This is a genomic window from Pseudarthrobacter sp. Y6, from assembly GCF_050156205.1.
Classification (GTDB): Bacteria; Actinomycetota; Actinomycetes; order Actinomycetales; family Micrococcaceae; genus Arthrobacter.
The window spans coordinates 3,794,285-3,812,140 of the sequence record NZ_CP189574.1; the positions used below are offsets into that span (position 1 = coordinate 3,794,285).

Here is a 17,856-nt window from a genome sequence, read left to right on the forward strand (position 1 = left end):
ACGGGCCTGCCGCCGAAATTTTGGAGATCCTTCGGACAGAAGACAATCCGCCACGCAAACGGACGCTCGCCCGGGGAAACCCCGGTGCGGACGTCCGTTTCCGTGGCGGAAAGGTGTGGATTCCTCTTTGTTAGCCGCGGCCGATGAACGGCATGCCGGCGGCCGTGATCACCACCGAGCCCACACTGGCCGACGGCGGCATTCCTGCCATCAGGAGCACGGCGCGCGCGGCATCCTGCACCGGGAAGGTGGGCTCCACCCTGCGGCTGCCGTCAGCCTGCAGGGCACCGGAGTCCACGCCGATGGTGGCCATGATGTCTGTGGCCGTGTTGCCGATGTCGATCTGGCCGCAGGTGATGCCGAAGCCCCTGCCGTCCAGCTCTATGCTCTTGGTAAGACCCGTCATGGCGTGCTTGGTGACCGTATAGGCCACGGTCCGCGGCCGCGGCGAATGCGCTGAAATGGACCCGTTGTTGATGATGCGGCCGCCCTGTGGTTCCTGGGATTTCATGGCCCGCACGGCCGCGGCGGCGCACAGCATCGAGCCGGTAAGGTTCACCGCCACCACCGCGTCCCAGTCGGCCACGCTGATTTCATCCACCGACGCAGCCGGGCCGAACACGCCGGCGTTGTTGAACAGGAGGTCAACCCTCCCCCACTTCCCGAGGGCGGCAGCGAACAGGCGCTCGACGTCGTCGGGCACTGTTACGTTGCAGGGCACCGTCAGCGCCTGGCGGTGCCCGGCCGCGGACTCCAGCAGCGGAGCCTCACGCCGGCCGGCCAACACCACGCGGTACCCGTCGGCCAGCAAGAGCCGCGCCACCGCCCTGCCAATCCCGGAACCAGCACCGGTTACGACGGCGACCGGCGCCGGCCGGTGGGGTGGTACGGGCCGGTGGGTTGCAGTCATGGGGTCGCTCCTTGTGTTGATGGCCGGGCTAGGGTGCAGCGGGCACTTCCGCCGCCGTTATTGGCCAGCCTATGACTGTCTTGGGACGCGGGGGTCTGGATGCCGAACCATGCCACGGCCACCGCCCCGCGCAGGAGGCTGGCGATCCGGGCTCCCCTGATGCCGAAGCTGATCCGGCTCATGACAGGGAACGGGACGCCGGTCTTAACGCCCATAAAGCCGGAGAGGCTGAGCAGCGCAAACAGGAGGACAGCTCCGACTCCCAGAGCGAGAAGGATCTGCCAGCCGCCCAGCCCGAGGGCGAAGAGTCCGATGGCAAAGGCGTAGTTTCCGAGGCTGTGGACGTCCGGCCGGAGGCGACGCTGGCTGCATCGCAAAGCGCGTCGACACCCATGGAGGGATGGGCTGCTTTGCCCAGGTCAACGGCTGGCTCGGGTGTCGGGTCGCCGCCGGTCAGCGGGGTTGTCTGCATCCTGATCTCACTTCTTGAAGATGTCTTCCATGCGTGCCGCTGTGGGATTCATGCCGGAAACTGCCGGCAGGGGCGTCCTTGCAATTTCCACAATGCGGAAGATAGGTATCGACTAGTGAAATAAATGTATGACCTGGGTCACGCATCAGTCAAGGGGTCGCCGGAACACGGCTGGTCACAAACGGTTACGACCGCATCAACGCGGGGTCAGATACGGCCTACTAAACCCCGCCCCATGGGCCGTATCTGACCCCGCGTTGGTTCTAGCGGGAGAGGACTGGACCTCCTTCCTTCAAACCCAGGTAGATCTTGTCCCGTCCGATCGGCAGCTCCGCGAACCGGACCCCCGTGGCGTTCCGGATCGCATTGGCCAGGGCCGGCGCCACGGGATTGAACGGGCTTTCGCTCATGGATTTCGCCCCGAGCGGGCCTACCTGGTCCTTGGTGGATGCGAAGTAAACCTCGCTGCGCGGCACGTCCGCGAAGGAGGCGATGTGGTACTGCCGCAGGATGTCCGTGGTGACCCGGCCGGCGTCGTCCACCCTAACTTCCTCGTACAAGGCAGCGCCCAGCGCCTGCGCGATGCCGCCCTCGATCTGGCCGCGGCACTGCCGCGGATTAACCACCACGCCGGCATCGGCGGCCTGCACACTCTGCAGGATCCGCAGCTCCCCCGTGCCGGTGTTGACCGCCACCCGGAAGCCGTGCACATTGAACGCCACTGATCGTGGGGTACCGTCCCAGTTGCCCTCGACGGCGAGCTGCACGCCCTGGTGCCGCGCGGCGTCGTGGATGTCCGCGAGCGGAACCCGCCGCCGGGCACAGTCCACGCCGCCGTCGTCGAGCACGCATTCGGTCTCCGGAACGCCGGTCAGCGCCGCGGCGACGGTGACGATCCGGGAAGCGAGCCCGGTGGCCGCCAGGAGCGTGGCCTTGCCGGCCACCACCGTCCCGGCCGAACCGAACGCGCCGGTGTCGTGCTCCACCAGGTCGGTATCGGACTGCCGGACGGCCACCCTGTCCGCCCTGGTGGAGAGCGCCGTCGCGGCCAGCTGGGCGTGCACCGTGGTGGTGCCGTTGCCGAATTCGGCGGTCCCGACGTCGGCTGCGAACGTGCCGTCCGGGAGCAGGCTCACGCGGGTGTGGGCGAAGTGGCCGCGGGGTGGGACGGTGTCGATCATGGACAGCGCGGAGCCCTCGCCGGTGACCCAGCCCGGGCCGAGGTCATCGAGCCCGGCGTCGCGGTAGCGCTGCTTGCCTCGAGACAGGGCATCGCGCACCAAGGAGACGCACTGGTCCAGGCCGTAGCTGCCGTAGTGGACGTCCTCCTCCGGTTCGGGCGTGGTGGAGAGCATGTCGTCGCCTTCGCGCACCATGTTCTTGAGCCGGAATTCCAGGGGATCCATGCCGATGCCGACAGCCAGCTCATCGATAGCCGACTCGATCGCGAAGATCGTCTGGCTCAGCCCGTAGCCGCGGAAGGCCCCGGCGGGCACGGTGTTGGTGTAGACGGCGTGCGCGTCCACTTTCTTGTTGGCGCACTTGTACACTGCAAGCGATTCGCCGCAGCCGTGGAACATCACGCCGGGGGCGTGGTTGCCGTACGCGCCGGTGTTGGTGACCACGTCCAGCTGCAGCGCGGTGAGGAGCCCGTCCTTGCTGGCGCCGGCCTTGAGCTTGATGGTGAAGGGGTGCCGCGTGGTGGTGGCGTTGAACTGCTCCGTGCGCGTGAACTCCAGCTGCACGGGCCGGCGAAGCGTGAGCGCGGCGAGGGCCACGAGGTCCTCGGTGAGCACTTCCTGTTTGCCGCCGAAGCCGCCGCCAACGCGTCCGGCCACAACGCGGATCCGGTCCTCGGGGAGGTCGAACACGCGGCCCAAAGTGCGCCGGACCAGGAACGGGACCTGGCTGGAGGTGCGGACCACGAGGCGGTCTTCCGCGTCGAGCCAGGCAATGGAGGAGTGCGTTTCCAGGGCAACGTGCTGCACGCGCTGGGTCCTGTACGTGTGCTCGTGGATGAAATCGGCAGCGGCGAAACCGTCCGCGACGCTGCCCAGTTCCGAGTGCAGCTCGGCCACCACGTTCTGCCGCGGGCGCGAGATCCGGGCCTTTACGGGGTCTTTGTCCCCGTGTAATGCCGGGGCGCCGGGAAGCATGGCGTCCTGCGGGCTGAAGACGGTGTCCAGAAGCTCGTATTCCACCTGCAGGGCGCGGGCCCCGGCCTCGGCGGCACCCACGGATTCGGCCACGACGGCGGCCACGCGCTGGCCGATGAACCGCACCACGTCGTCCAGCACGCGGGTGTCGTCGGGATCGTCAGTGTAGAACTCGTGCTGGGCAGTGGAGAAGTGCTGCGCCGGGGCGTCCTCGTGCGTGAAGACGGCGACGACGCCGGGCACCCGGAGTGCGGCCGTCCTGTCGATGGAGACAATCCGCGCGTGCGCGTGGGGTGAGCGCAGCAGCTTCAGGTGCAGCAGTCCTTCCAGCTCGCCCGACGGAACATCGAGTGTGTAGCGGGCGGTGCCGGTGACGACGGCGAGGCCTGCCGGGGCGGGCACGTTGTCGCCGAGCTGCCCGGCCCGGGATGCCGTGGTGCCGGCCGCGGTGTTGCCGTCCGCGGCGGTTCCGGCCGCCGAAGCTGGACGGGCCGCGCCACCCGCCACGCCGCCATCGTGATTGTGCTTGTCGTGGGTCCCGCACACTGCGTCCGCGATGGAACGGTAGCCGGTGCAGCGGCAGAGGTTGCCCTTGAGGCTGCGGGGCAGGTTGGCCTTCTGTTCGTCATCGAAGGTGGCTGCGGTCATCATCATGCCGGCGGTGCAGAAGCCGCATTGGAAGCCCTGTTCGGCCAGGAACTGCTCCTGCACGGGGTGCAGCGCACCGCCCTGGGCGAGCCCCTCGATGGTGGTGACTGCCTTGCCCTCCGCACGGACGGCGGGGTAGATGCAACTGTGCACGGGGGTGCCGTCCACGTGGACGGTGCAGGCACCGCAGTCGCCGCCGTCGCAGCCTTTCTTGACCCCGAAGTTGCCCTGTTCGCGCAGGAAAGTGCGCAGGCACTGGCCGGGGCGGGGTGTGGCCGGGGTGGCGGTGCCGTTGATTTCGATTGCCATGCTCAGGCCTCCTTCTGCTGCCGTTTCGGGGTTGATGCGGGTCCGGGTTGCGCGCTCGGCTGCGGCGACGTGGCGTGCGGCGGGCCGGACGGTCCGGTCCAGAAATCGCCCGACACGGTGAGCCGTTCTTCAAGCAGTTCCGCACGGATCTCCTCCGCGAGCCGGAGGGTCATGTCCCGGCGCCATTCGGGCAGCCCGTGGATGTCGTCGTGGTAGAGCTCTGCCGGGATGGCCTTCCCGACGGCGGCCGCAAGGGCCGCGGGGCCCGGCATCACGGCAGCGGCGAACCGCAGCTGCACGGGGCGCTTGGTGGCGGCGGTGACGGTGATGACCAGGCCGCCGTCGGCGTCGCGCCGTCCGATCAGCAGCACCCCGGAACGGCCGAGGTTGCTGAGCGAGAGCCGCCGGAACGCCACTTTCGCGGACAAGGCCGACGCCGGCAGGTGGATGCTGCGCAGGAGCTCCCCGGGTGCCAGGCTGTTTTGCCCGTCCCCGGTGATGAACGTGGCCACCGGGACCGTGCGGCTGCTGCCGCCGGGGCCGAGGATGGTGGCGGTGGCGTCCAGCCCCGCGCAGAGCGAGATCATGGGCCCGGCCGGGAGCGAAGTGCACAGGTTGCCGCCCACGGTGGACATGTTCCAGATCTTGAAGGATGCCACGAAGGAGTCGCAGCACGGACGGAACAAGTCCAGTCCCGGCCACTTCCTGCCGGCAACTGCCTCGGAAGCCGGCAGGGCGTAGAGCTCCGCGACGGTGCACGTGGCGGCCAGTTCAATCCCGGCGTCGTCCACGGTCACGGCCCGCCAGCCGGCTTCGCCCAAATCCAGCAGCCGCTTCAGAACAGTACTCCCGTAGGAGAACAGGACCGTGCCGCCCGCCAGCCAGGCATCGCCGTCGCGCCATTCGGCGGGGTCCGCGGTGGGGACGACGGCCTCGATGGTGTTCATGTCCATGGGTTCTCCTGGCGGGATTCGTGCGTGCGGGGCGTCGAGCGTGGTTCGAGCGCAGCGCGGGGTTCTGTGTGGTGGATGGGGCCGCTGCCGTCCTTAAGCGAGGATGCCGTGAGCGGCGCCATCGATGCCGGCGTGCGGGACGCAAGGATCTCGGCGGTGATGGAAACAGCCACTTCGGCCGGGGTGACCGCGCCCAGATCCAGGCCGATGGGCGAATGGAGCCGTTCCAGCGCCTCGGCCGGCGTGCCGTCCGCGAGCAGCGCATCGATGCGCTGGCGGTGGCTGCGCCGCGACCCCATGGCGCCCACATAGGCGAGGCCCAGGCCAAGCGCGGTTTCCAGCAGCGGGATGTCGAACTTGGGGTCGTGGGTCAGCACGCACACCACGCTCCGGCCGTCCACCCGTCCCGCGGCCGCTTCTGAGGCAAGGTAGCGGTGCGGCCAGTCCGTGACCACCTGGTCGGCGGCGAGGAAGCGGCCCTGGCTGGAAAAGGCCAGCCGGGCGTCGCACAAGGTGACGTCATAGCCCAGCAGTTTCCCGGCCGGCACGAGTGCGGCGCCGAAGTCGTTGGCGCCAAAGATCAGCATCCGGGCCGCCGGCAGCCTGCTTTCCACAAACAGCGTGATGGGTTCGGGCTCGGGTACGGAGGTCCCGCAGCCCTCGGCTGGGGCCAGCCGCACGATGCCGGCCCGGCCGCCGCGCAGCAGGGGTTCGAGCTGGGCGGCGGCCGCCCGGATCACGGAGGCGTCGCCGCCCAGCAAGGCTGCCAGCGCGGCCGATCCCGCTGCGGTGAAGCGAGCGGGATCGGCCACCACCACGGCTCCTCCCCCGGCGTCCAGCCGGCGGATGATGGCGAGGGAGGATGGAGCGTCTGCGTGCGCGAAGCTGCGCAAGGCAGCCAGGTCCAGGCCGGCGGTTCCGGTCGGCTGGATGTGGACTTCCAGCTCCCCACCGCACGTCAGCCCGACGGCGAACGCGTCCGCGGCGCTGTAGCCGAAGGACTCAAGACGGCTGCCGCCGTCGCGCATTGCCTCAAGGGCGGCATCCACAACGGCGCCCTCCACGCATCCGCCGGAGAGGCTGCCGAGGACGTCCCCGTGTTCGGAGACCACCATGGAGGTGCCGAGCGGCCGGGGCACGGAGCCGCCGGCAGCCACGATGGTGGCGACGGCGCAGCGCTGGCCGGAGATTGCAGGCCGCCAGCTTCCCAGTGAAGGTATTAGGTCCAGCATTGCAACACGTCCTTTACCACTGGGGTTCCGGACGGGAAGCCTGTCCGGAACAGAGCGCGGTCTTGCCTCATAATCTCATTCCTTGCTGGTGTAGCGGGAAAATCTGGGTAGTTGGTTTGAGAGGACCGGGACGGGGGCTCCAATCCCGCCCCGGTCCATGACGGAGCACCGCACTCCACCGCCGCCCGCCGTCGTGGGTTCCGGTGCTACGAACCACGGCGGTGGACGCCTACTCAATGCGGTGGGTGCGGATGGACCGCCGTCTGAGGCGCCCGAATGGGCGGTAACGCCAGGGCCTACACGCCCATCAGTGCGTTGATGGGTCCCCGGGCGAAGTAGATGATGAAGCCCGCGGTGACCACCCACATGAGCGGATGGACCTTCCTGGCCCTGCCGGACGCAGCGCTGATGACGGCGAAGGAGATGAATCCGACGCCGATGCCGTTGGCGATCGAGTAGGTCAGCGGCATGGTGACGATGGTCAGGAAGGCCGGCAGCGCGATCGAGAACTTACTGAACTTGATCTCACGGATCTGTGCCATCATCATGGCGCCCACCACCACCAGGGCGGAGGCTGCAACCTCGAGCGGTACCACCGAGGTCAGCGGCGTAAAGAACATCGAGCCCAGGAACAGCACGCCAGTCACCACGGAGGCCAGGCCGGTGCGGGCGCCTTCGCCAATGCCGGCCGCGGAATCGATGTACACGGTGTTAGACGAGCCGGACGTCGCGCCACCGGCCACTGCGCCGAGGCCTTCGACGATGAAGGCGGACTTCAGCTTGGGGAACGTGCCGTCCTTGTGCGCCACGCCAGCGCTCTTGGCGAGCCCGGTCATGGTGCCCATGGCGTCAAAGAAGTTGGTGAACACCAGGGTAAAGATCAGCATGATGGCTGCAAGGCCGCCGATCCTCGAGAAGGAGCCGAAGAGATCGAACTGTCCCACGAGGCTGAAGTCCGGGGCGGACACCAGCTGGCCGGACAACACCGGTGTGTTGAGGTGCCAGCCGCCGGGGTTGTCGGCGCTGCCGGGTCCGATGTGCAGGACGGCCTCGACGACGGCGGCGAGGGCTGTGCTGGCGACGATTCCGATCAGGAGGCCGCCCTGGATCTTGCGAGCCACGAGGATTCCCATGACCAGCAGCCCGACGATGAAAACGAGTGTGGGGATGGAGGTGATGGAGCCGTCATTGCCGAGCTGGACCGGCGGGCCGCCTTTGGTGGGGCGGACGAAACCAGAATCCACAAAGCCGATGAAGGCGATGAACAGGCCGATGCCAACGGTGATGGCTGCCTTGAGTTCCTTGGGGACTGCCTTGAAGATCGCTGTCCGGGCACCCGTGGCGCCGAAGAGGACAATCAGGATGCCGTTGATGACCACCAGGCCCATGGCTTCGGGCCAGGTGACGTCCTGGATGACGGCCACGGCCAGGAACGAGTTGATGCCCAGGCCGGCTGCGAGCCCGAACGGCAGGTTCGCGACGAGGCCGAACACGATGGTCATGACGCCGGCGGTGAGTCCGGTGACGGCACCTACCTGGGCTGCCGGGAGCCAGCCGCCAGCGACGTCGGTGGGGGCGTTCTCGGCCGAGAAGCCGCCCAGGATCAGCGGGTTGAGGATCACGATGTAGGCCATCGTGAAGAACGTGACAATGCCGCCGCGGAATTCGCGGGCCAGCGTGGAGCCACGCTTGGTGATCTGGAAGAAACCATCCAGGAAGGATTTCGACGCCGGGGGGCGGGGTGCCGCTGTCTGCCCTGCGCCTGCGGGCGCAGCCTGCTTTTCAGTTGCCTTTCGCATTTCTGCGGGGTCCAGGATTGTCATGTCAGCCACCGGCCCTAGTAGTCAATCCTGGAATCGAGCGTGTTCCAGGTGTTGAACGGTTCCAGGATGGCGGGAGCCTGGGGATCGCCCAGTTCCAGCTTGGAGACCGGCATGAGTGCATCCCGGTCCTCGTTCTCGAAGTACTCGTAGAAGACGGCGTCGTCGAAGCCCACGGAGGCCGCGTCGTGCCGGTCTGCGGCGAAGACCACGTTGCCGATCCGCGCCCAGAGGGCCGAGGCCAGGCACATGGGGCAGGGCTCGCAGCTGGTGTAGAGGGTGGCTCCGCTGAGATCGAAGGTGCCGAGTTCGCGGCAGGCATTGCGGATGGCGGTGACCTCGGCGTGGGCCGTGGGGTCGTTCGTGGCGGTGACCCGGTTGACGCCTTCGAAGGCGTGGCCATCCGCGGTGACAATGACGGCGCCGAAGGGGCCGCCGCTGTTGAGGACATTGGATGTTGCCAGGTCAATGGATGTGGCCAGAAAATGTTCGGCCGTGACGGTTGTACTCATTTTGCGACTTCCTTAGTGCTGAGGAAGCCCAGTAACCCCGTGACGGGGACGTGCCAGTGCAACGGCTACCAGGCTTCAGCATGTGCTTTTGAAGGTTCGCCTGGTAGATAGCTTCCCGGAGTCCGGGTGCCCGCCTTTGGCAAGATTGAGACTAGCACCGGACATGTGAGCGGCGCCATAGTTTCTGGAAACTTAATTTCGTGATGTGAAATTATTTTTTCGGACGGGTCACATTGACGCGCCTGAGCCCCGCCCTCTACGCTGATTGCCACCGGCCGCCAATGAGCAGGCCGGCATCCTGGATCAGCAGACAGGGCCTAACTGAGCTGGAACGCATTCGTTGCCGACCAGAAGAGGAACCCTCATGGCCCACATCTCCGCCCCGTCCAGGCTCTGGATCAAGAACCCGCTCGCCGTTTTCACCGCCAACGGGCTCGACGCCGGTGGCGGCATAGTGGTCAGCGGCGGCATCATCGCCGAGCTGGTTCCGGCCGGCGGGCAGCCGTCCGTACCCTGCGATACGACCTTCGACGCCGGCAGCCACGTGCTGCTGCCCGGCCTGATCAACACGCACCACCACTTCTACCAGACCCTCACGCGCGCCTGGGGTCCGGTGTCCAACGCCCCGCTGTTCCCATGGCTGCAGAACCTCTACCCAGTCTGGGCGCGCCTGACTCCGGACAGCCTGGAACTCGCGGTGAAAGTGGCCCTGGCCGAGCTGCTGCTCTCCGGCTGCACCACGGCAGCCGACCACCACTACCTCTTCCCCGCGGGACTCGAGGACGCGATCGACGTGGAGGTCGGCGTCGTGCGCGAACTCGGCATGCGAGCCACCCTCACGCGCGGCTCCATGACTTTGGGAACGGACGACGGCGGCCTGCCGCCGCAGTCCACCGTGCAGCGGCCGGAGATCATTCTGGCGGACAGCGAACGCCTCATCTCCCAGTACCACGAGCGCGGCGACGGCGCCGTCATTCAGATTGCCCTGGCCCCGTGTTCGCCGTTCTCGGTGACCAAGGAGATCATGGCCGAGAGCGCAGCCATGGCCGAACGGCTGGATGTCCGGCTCCACACGCACCTGGCCGAGACCATCGACGAGGAAGACTTCTGCCACTCGATGTTTGGCTTGCGCACCGTGGACTATCTGGAGAGCGTCGGCTGGCTGGGCAACCGCACCTGGCTGGGCCACGGCATCCACTTCAACGACGACGAGATCGGCCGGCTGGGAGCCGCGGGCACCGCCGTCGCGCACTGCCCGACGTCGAACATGCGGCTCGCGTCAGGCACCGCGAGGGTGCTGGAACTCGAGGCTGCCGGGGTGCCGGTGGGGCTGGGCGTGGACGGCTCGGCGTCGAACGATGCCTCCAACATGATCCTGGAAGCCCGGCAGGCGCTGTACCTCCAGCGGCTGCGCTACGGGGCGGATGTTCCCGTGGAGCGCGCCCTTGGCTGGGCCACGCGGGGCTCGGCGGCCGTCCTGGGGCGCCCGGATATTGGTCAACTGGCGCCGGGGATGCAGGCCGACGTTGCACTCTTCCGCCTCGACGACCTGCGCTTCTCCGGCAGCCACGACCCCATTGCAGCGTTGTTGCTGTGCGGTGCCGACCGCGCGGACCGGGTGATGGTGGGCGGCGAGTGGCGTGTGGTGGACGGGCAGATTCCGGGGCTGGACGTCGCGGGGCTCATTGCAGAGCACTCCGCCGCGGCGCGGAAGCTTGTGGCGGGGTAACTCTTTGCTGACCGTTTCGATGGTTCCCTGCGCACACGACGTTCAGCGACGTCGTACCTGCAGGGAACCGTCGAAACGGGGCCATGTACCAGGTCTGGCTGCCACATCCGATCGTTGCTAGCGTGGCGGAATGAGCCCGTCGAAGACCCCGGCCGAGATCCTCAACATTGCCGGCAGCGAGGTGCGCATCTCGAGTCCGGACAAGGTGGTGTTCCCCGAGCCCGGGCTGACGAAGCTCGACCTGGTGCGCTACTACCTCGCCGTCGCGGATGGTGCGCTGCGCGGCGCCGGCGGCCGGCCAATGGTGCTCAAGCGCTTCCCGAAGGGCATCGACGCTGAGCCGTTCTTTCAGAAGCGCGTGCCCGAAAACCACCCCGACTTCATCGACACAACCACGCTGCACTACGCGTCGGGGACGTCGGCTGAGGAGGCCGTCATCCGGGATGCCGCGGGCTTGGCGTGGGTGGTGAATCTTGGCTGCCTCGACCTCAACCCGCATCCCGTGCGCGCCGAGGACCTCGAGCACCCCGACGAGCTCCGGGTCGACCTCGATCCGATGCCGGGAGTCGGCTGGTCCCAGATCGTCGATGTCGCGCATGTCGCGCGGGAGGTGCTCGACGACGTCGGACTTGTGGGGTGGCCGAAGACGAGCGGGTCGCGCGGACTCCACATCCTGGTGCGCATCTCGCCGCAGTGGTCGTACCGCGACGTGCGGATTGCCGCCGAGACCCTCGCCCGCGAGGTCGAGAACCGCGCTCCGGGTCTCGCCACCGCACGGTGGTGGAAGGAGGAACGCGGCGAGAGTGTGTTCGTCGACTTCAACCAGAACGCCAAGGACCGCACCGTGGCATCCGCGTACTCAATCCGGCCCCTGCCCGATGCCCGGGTCTCGACGCCGCTCACATGGGACGAGGTCCGCTCCACCCGGCCGGAACAATTCACGGTGCCTACGGTGCTCGAGCGTTTCGCCGACGCGGGAGACCCTCACGCCGGCATCGACGACGCGGTCGGCACACTCGACGGGCTCCTCGCCTTGGCTGCCGGGCTCGGCCCCGCCGAGAAGCCGCCGCGCGGCGGCGACGGCTCCGGCCGCCGGCAGTCGGTGATGCCGCTCATCGAGGTGGCCCGGACCAAGTCCAAGCCCGAGGCGCTCGCGGCGCTCGACGAGTGGAAGACCCGGCATACGGACCTCGTCCCGGCCCTGCATCCGGCCGATGTGCTCGTCGACGGAATGCGCGGATCAAGCTCGCTCTGGTACAGGGTGCGGGTGAACCTGCAGCACGTCCCCGAAGCGGAGCGCCCGCCGCAGGAGGAGCTCATCGCCGACTACGACCCATGGGCCGGCAAGCAGTGGCCGGGGCGCCCTGGGCCGTAGCGCCAGCGACGCGCAAAAGGCGCCGCGACACGCAAACGGCCTGGCGACACCCGAATTTCGGGTGTCGCCAGGCCGTTTGCGTGTCCTCAGCGAAGATGCGTGTCGTCAGCCCCGTTGGGAACGCTGGCTGCCGAAGCCCGGCAGGCCGTGGACCCAGCGCGAGAAGCGCCCCGGAACATGCTCCCGGTCTGCGGGCAGATAGAAGTCCGGATCCGTTCCGCCTCCGAGGGGGAGGTAGAACTCCTGAACAGCGGGTGCCGCCGTGTTTTCCGGTGCGACCGGCGTTGTGTCCTGCTGGTACATCTGATCCTCCTCCGAGGGGGTTGATGGTGCTGCATTGATTCCGCAAAGTGGAAAAAAACTTTTGCTATATGAAATAGCCTAAACTGCCGGGTCTCTGTACGTCAACGGCCCAGGAGGCCCTCAGTCACAAAGCGATTTTTCAGATTGTGATGTACACCACGGCACGGCTGGGCTATTCTGATACTCAACTCGTGGCGCAAGTCACGTAACCTGGGAGCAGCAGGCAGGGTCGTAATGAGCTGGCATCACTTGATGTCGGCTCATTTTTTGTGGGCCGACGGTACTAGAAACGCGCGGGAAATGCGCGCTTAATTTCTATGTGGAACGTTGTTTCCACATACCTGAAGTTGGGAATCTGACCATGAGCAGCAACATCATCCTCGGCCACAACCAGTACGGAAAGGCCGAAGTCCGGGTCGTCAAAATCACCCGCGACACAGACCGCCACGAGATAGAGGACCTGAACGTCACCTCGCAATTGCGCGGCGACTTCGAGGCCGCCCACCGCGAGGGCGACAACGCCCACGTAGTGGCAACGGACACCCAGAAGAACACCATCTACGCCTTCGCCCGGGAAGGCGTCGGCTCGCCCGAAGCCTTCCTGCTTCGCCTCGGGGAGCACTTCACCTCGGGCTTCGACTGGGTTACGGGCGGCCGCTGGGAAGCCGAGTCCTACAGCTGGGACCGGATCCAGGCCCACGGCAGCGAACACGACCACTCCTTCGTGCGCAACGGCCAGGAAGTCCGCACCGCCGTCCTGGTCCGCGACGGCGCCGCAACGCACCTGATCTCCGGGCTCAAGGACCTGACCGTCCTGAAGACCACCCAGTCCGGCTTTGTGGGCTACCCCAAGGACAAATACACCACTCTCCCGGAAACCACAGACCGCATTCTGGCCACCGACGTTTCCGCCCGCTGGCGCTTCAAGGCCGGGACGGACTTGAGCACCCTGGACTTCAACAAGAGCTACGAGGACGTCAAGGGCCTCCTGCTCGAGGGGTTCACGGAGAAGTATTCCCGCGCCCTGCAGCAGACGCTGTTCGACATGGGCACCAAGGTCCTGGAAGCCCACAGCGAGATCGACGAGATCAAGTTCTCCATGCCCAACAAGCACCACTTCCTGGTGGACCTCTCGCCGTTCGGGCTCGACAACCCCAACGAGGTCTTCTTCGCAGCCGACCGGCCGTACGGCTTGATCGAGGCCACGGTCCAGCGCGACGACGCCACCCCGGCGGACATCGCTTGGTCCGGCATCGCCGGGTTCTGCTGACCAATCGGTGATGGAGCCTGTCGGGATCCCCGGGTCTCGACAGGCTCGACCACCGGGAGAAATCCACCGGGCAAGTCCCCACACTTTTAGCCAGACCACGTTAGCCAGACAAAGACGTCTGCCATGAACCAGAAAGTCTGCCGTGAACCTCAAGAAAAAGTCCCCCAGCCCGGCCGCCAAGACCGGCCGCCAGCCCTCTGACCGCCCCGAAGACCAGCGCCTCTCCATTGGCAGCAGCTTCGCCTACGGCTTCCAGCACGTCCTGACCATGTACGGCGGCATCATCGCCCCACCGCTCATCATCGGAGCCGCAGCCGGCATGTCCTCAACGGACATCGGCCTGCTCATCGCGGCCTGCCTGTTTGTCGGCGGCCTGGCCACCATCCTGCAAACCGTGGGCATCCCCTTCTTCGGCTCGCAGTTGCCGCTGGTCCAGGGCGTTTCGTTCGCCGGAGTCTCCACCATGGTGGCCATCGTCCACGGCGGCGGGGGCATCCAGTCCGTCTTCGGTTCGGTCATCGCCGCCTCGCTCATCGGCCTGGCCATCACCCCATTGTTCTCCAAGATCATCCGATTCTTCCCGCCGGTGGTCACCGGCACCGTCATCACCACCATCGGCCTGACGCTGATGCCGGTGGCCGCCAACTGGGCCATGGGCGGCAACAACAAAGCGCCGAACTACGGCAGCGTGGCGAACATCGGCCTGGCCGCGGCCACCATGGGCATTGTGCTGCTGCTCAGCAAGGTCGGCAGCGCCACCATCTCGCGGCTGTCCATCCTGCTGGCCATGATCATCGGCACGGTCATTGCCTTCATCACGGGCATGGCTGACTTCTCCAGGGTGGGCCAGGGCGAGATCGTTGCCTTCCCCACCCCGTTCGCCTTCGGACCGCCCACCTTCCACATTGCGGCCATCATCTCCATGCTGATCGTCATCCTGGTGACCCTGACCGAGACCTCGGCGGACATCATTGCCGTGGGCGAGATTGTGGGCACCAAAGTGGATTCGAAGCGCATCGGCGACGGCCTGCGCGCAGACATGCTCTCCAGTGCGATCTCGCCGATCTTCGGCTCCTTCACCCAGAGCGCCTTCGCCCAGAACGTGGGCCTGGTTGCCATCACCGGCATAAAGAGCCGCTTTGTGGTCAGCGCCGGCGGCGTCATCCTGGTGGTGCTGGGGCTGCTGCCGGTCCTCGGCCGGGTGGTAGCGGCGGTGCCCACCCCTGTCCTGGGCGGTGCCGGCGTCGTACTCTTTGGAACGGTGGCCGCCAGCGGCATCCGGACGCTGTCCAAGGTGGAGTACAAAAACAACATGAACCTGATCATCGTGGCGGCGTCCATCGGCTTCGGCATGATCCCGATTGCCGCGCCGTCCTTCTATGACCAGTTCCCGTCCTGGTTCGGCACCATCTTCCACTCCGGCATCAGCTCGGCCGCCATTATGGCCATCCTGCTGAACCTGCTCTTCAACCACCTCAAGGCCGGCAACTCGGAGAACCAGTCGGTGTTTGTGGCAGGCACCGGGCGCGTGGTCACAGCAACTGACTTGAAGTGCCTCGCGGACGGCGACCGCTTCGAGGGCGGCAAGCTGATCGACGCCGAGGGCAAGGAAGTCCCGGTGGAGTCGTCGTCGAAGTCTGACCACTAGGAAAACCCACCTCCGCACCTCCACCACCACCCAAAGCGCGAACTGGCAGCAAATGCCCTCAAATGTGGAATTTGAGGGCATTACCTGCCAGTTCGCGCTGTTGTGGTTGGTCGCTGTTGAGGTTAGGAAAGGACGACGGCGGGACGCGTCAGTTTTGGTTGAGCTCCGCCGAGATCGCCATCGCAGCCTGGCGCAGCAGCGGCACGGCACGGTCGGCGAAGCCCTGGTCCACCCGGGTGATCGGTCCGGAGACGGAGATAGCGGCAGGGGTGGGCGCGTTGGGCACGGCCATCGCGAAGCAGCGCACGCCGAGCTCCTGCTCTTCCTCGTCGATGGAGTAGCCGCGCTCCCGGATCAGCTTGAGATCGGCCAGGAGGGCATCAATGTCGCCGATGCTCTTGGCCGTTGGGGTGGGCATGCCGGTGCGGGCCACGATGCCGCGCACCACCTCGTCGTCGAGCTGGGCCAGGATCGCCTTGCCAACGCCGGTGTCGTGGGTGTGGGCGCGGCGGCCCACCTCGGTGAACATGCGCATGGAGTGCATGGACGGCACCTGGGCCACATAGATGACCATGTCCGAATCCAGCACGGCCATGTTGGAGGTTTCGCCGAGGCGGTCCACGAGGTTCTTCAGCTGCGGGCGGGCCACGGCTCCAAGCTGCTTGCTGGCGCCTTCGCCAAGCCGGATCAGCCGGGGGCCCAGCGCGTAACGGCGGTTGGGAAGCTGGCGGATGTAGCCAAGCGAGACCAAAGTGCGCAGCAGGCGGTGGATGGTGGGCAGGGGCAAGTCCGTGGAGGAGGAGAGCTCGCTGAGCGTCACGTCACCGCCCGCGTCTGTGATGAGTTCCAGCAGTTCGAAGACGCGCTCGACGGACTGCACGCCTCCGGAGGCTTTTTCAGCCATTCCGTTGTCTCCTATGGCTCAGATTCTGACATCTCTTATCCACATCGTGAAAAGAGTTGCTTAGAACACTCAACATACAGCACAACCAGGTCCCAGGCGATGGGCCAAACATGACCGTCAGGGGGTTGCATTTCCACTTTGCAGATAATAATATCCATAATACGAAAACATTAGGTTGCACGAGTGGTCCGGGAACGGACCCAACGAGGAGGAAATTCAATGGCGAACCCGAGCCCCGGAAATTCGATCACCCTGCGCGTCGCCGCGCCGTCGAGCTTCACCGCCACGAGTGAACTCGCCGCAGCAGTAGGCGCAGCCGGCGCAGCGATCACGGCGCTTGACGTCACGGAATCCCACCACGACACCCTGGTTGTGGACGTCACCTGCAACACCACCGACGACGACCACGCCGCCCGCGTCAAGGACGCCCTGAACGCGCTCGACGGCGTCACGGTCCAGCACGTCTCCGACCGGACCTTCCTCATGCACCTCGGCGGCAAGCTCGAGGTGGTCCCCAAGGTAGCCCTGCGCAACCGTGACGACCTCTCCCGTGCCTACACGCCCGGCGTCGCCCGCGTCTGCCTCGCCATCGCCGAGGACCCGTCAGCGGCCCGCAACCTGACCGTCAAACGCAACACGATCGCCGTCCTCACTGACGGCTCCGCTGTGCTGGGCCTGGGCAACATTGGCCCGGCCGCGGCCCTGCCCGTCATGGAAGGCAAGGCCGCCCTGTTCAAGCAGTTCGCCAATGTTGACGCCTGGCCGGTCTGCCTGGACACCCAGGACACCGAGGAAATCATCATGATTGCCAAGGCCATGGCTCCCGTCTACGGCGGCATCAACCTTGAGGACATCGCAGCGCCGCGCTGCTTTGAAATTGAAAAGCGCCTACGCGATGAGCTCGACATCCCCGTCTTCCACGACGACCAGCACGGCACCGCCATCGTGACCCTGGCCGCCCTCCACAACGCGCTGCGCGTGGTGGACAAGAAGCTCTCCGAGGTCCGCATTGTTGTCTCCGGCGTCGGCGCCGCAGGCTCGGCCATCATCCAGCTCCTTAAGGCCCAGGGTGCGCAGCACATCGTTGCCGCCGGCCGCTCCGGAGCCATCCACTCGGGCGAGCAGTACGACGACGAGCACCGCTCCTGGATTGCCACGAACACCAATGAGGAAGGCTTCTCTGGAACCCTGCACGAAGCCATGGCCGGTGCCGACGTCTTCATCGGTGTCAGCGCCCCGCACGTGATCGGCGAAGAGCAGGTCGCCGCCATGGCCGAGAACGCGATCGTCTTTGCCATGGCCAACCCGACGCCCGAGATCGACCCTGTCATCGCGTCCAGGCACGCTGCCGTGGTGGCCACAGGCCGCAGCGATTTCCCCAACCAGATCAACAACGTGCTGGCCTTCCCGGGCTTCTTCCGGGGGCTGCTGGACGCCGGGGCTTCGGACATCACGCCCGAGATGCTGGTGGCCGCCGCAGACGCGATTGCCAACCGGGTAGCTGACGAAGAGCTCAACGCGAGCTACATTATCCCCAGCGTCTTCGATCCTCATGTCGCCGCCGATGTGGCTGCCGCAGTGGCAGGCGCAGCCCACGCCGCACGTGCTCTCTAGA

General features: G+C 66.5%; 13 protein-coding genes and 1 pseudogene. 5 read left to right on the forward strand and 9 right to left on the reverse strand.

The genetic code is table 11. From position 1 onward, the window contains the following. Nucleotides 1–130: 130 nt before the first annotated feature. From ACQCSW_RS18275 to ACQCSW_RS18305, 7 genes and pseudogenes are all read right to left on the reverse strand, one after another. Nucleotides 131–910, reverse strand: a complete 780-nt coding sequence (locus tag ACQCSW_RS18275) for an SDR family oxidoreductase (RefSeq protein WP_426988151.1) — start codon at nucleotides 908–910, stop codon at nucleotides 131–133. 92 nt (nucleotides 911–1,002) lie between these two features. Then, nucleotides 1,003–1,382 (reverse strand): annotated as a pseudogene (locus ACQCSW_RS18280) (cytosine permease); the annotation flags it as partial. Between the two features lie 263 nt (nucleotides 1,383–1,645). After that, entirely contained in the window at nucleotides 1,646–4,495 is a 2,850-nt protein-coding gene (locus ACQCSW_RS18285) for a molybdopterin-dependent oxidoreductase (protein WP_426988153.1), read from the reverse strand. A gap of 2 nt (nucleotides 4,496–4,497) precedes the next feature. After that, nucleotides 4,498–5,448: an FAD binding domain-containing protein gene (locus ACQCSW_RS18290; RefSeq protein WP_426988155.1), complete on the reverse strand. Its 951-nt coding sequence runs from the start codon at nucleotides 5,446–5,448 to the stop codon at nucleotides 4,498–4,500. Then, a complete protein-coding gene (locus tag ACQCSW_RS18295; RefSeq protein ID WP_426988157.1) occupies nucleotides 5,439–6,680 on the reverse strand; it encodes an XdhC family protein in 1,242 nt (413 codons plus the stop codon). Before ACQCSW_RS18295 ends, ACQCSW_RS18290 begins: the two co-directional genes overlap by 10 nt. A 296-nt stretch (nucleotides 6,681–6,976) precedes the next feature. Further along, nucleotides 6,977–8,503, reverse strand: a complete 1,527-nt coding sequence (locus ACQCSW_RS18300) for an NCS2 family permease (protein WP_426988159.1) — start codon at nucleotides 8,501–8,503, stop codon at nucleotides 6,977–6,979. Nucleotides 8,504–8,517: 14 nt separating this feature from the next. After that, nucleotides 8,518–9,012 carry a nucleoside deaminase gene (locus ACQCSW_RS18305; protein WP_426988161.1) on the reverse strand — a complete coding sequence of 165 codons (495 nt, stop codon included), beginning with the start codon at nucleotides 9,010–9,012 and terminating at the stop codon, nucleotides 8,518–8,520. A gap of 364 nt (nucleotides 9,013–9,376) precedes the next feature. Between ACQCSW_RS18305 and ACQCSW_RS18310 the strand changes: the two genes are divergently transcribed. Together ACQCSW_RS18310 and ligD are read left to right on the forward strand one after the other, a co-directional pair. Beyond that, nucleotides 9,377–10,741 (forward strand): 8-oxoguanine deaminase, encoded by a 1,365-nt coding sequence (locus ACQCSW_RS18310; protein ID WP_426988163.1) that lies wholly within the window; start codon nucleotides 9,377–9,379, stop codon nucleotides 10,739–10,741. A gap of 130 nt (nucleotides 10,742–10,871) precedes the next feature. Then, on the forward strand, nucleotides 10,872–12,116 hold the full coding sequence (ligD, locus tag ACQCSW_RS18315; RefSeq protein WP_426988165.1) for a non-homologous end-joining DNA ligase: 1,245 nt from the start codon (nucleotides 10,872–10,874) through the stop codon (nucleotides 12,114–12,116). 105 nt (nucleotides 12,117–12,221) lie between these two features. Here ligD and ACQCSW_RS18320 read toward each other — a convergent pair whose 3' ends face one another. After that, on the reverse strand, nucleotides 12,222–12,419 hold the full coding sequence (locus ACQCSW_RS18320; RefSeq protein ID WP_426988167.1) for a hypothetical protein: 198 nt from the start codon (nucleotides 12,417–12,419) through the stop codon (nucleotides 12,222–12,224). 361 nt (nucleotides 12,420–12,780) lie between these two features. Between ACQCSW_RS18320 and pucL the strand changes: the two genes are divergently transcribed. Both pucL and ACQCSW_RS18330 read left to right on the forward strand, forming a co-directional pair. After that, complete coding sequence (gene pucL / locus ACQCSW_RS18325) at nucleotides 12,781–13,689, forward strand: factor-independent urate hydroxylase (RefSeq protein WP_426988169.1); 909 nt, start codon at nucleotides 12,781–12,783, stop codon at nucleotides 13,687–13,689. Between the two features lie 142 nt (nucleotides 13,690–13,831). Next, entirely contained in the window at nucleotides 13,832–15,337 is a 1,506-nt protein-coding gene (locus tag ACQCSW_RS18330; RefSeq protein WP_426988171.1) for a nucleobase:cation symporter-2 family protein, read from the forward strand. Between the two features lie 148 nt (nucleotides 15,338–15,485). On the opposite strand, the gene ACQCSW_RS18335 is transcribed toward ACQCSW_RS18330, so the two are convergent. After that, nucleotides 15,486–16,241: an IclR family transcriptional regulator gene (locus tag ACQCSW_RS18335; RefSeq protein ID WP_426988173.1), complete on the reverse strand. Its 756-nt coding sequence runs from the start codon at nucleotides 16,239–16,241 to the stop codon at nucleotides 15,486–15,488. Between the two features lie 219 nt (nucleotides 16,242–16,460). Here ACQCSW_RS18335 and ACQCSW_RS18340 point away from each other — a divergent pair, with 219 nt between their 5' ends. Then, complete coding sequence (locus ACQCSW_RS18340) at nucleotides 16,461–17,855, forward strand: NAD-dependent malic enzyme (RefSeq protein ID WP_426988175.1); 1,395 nt, start codon at nucleotides 16,461–16,463, stop codon at nucleotides 17,853–17,855. Nucleotide 17,856: the final 1 nt, after the last annotated feature.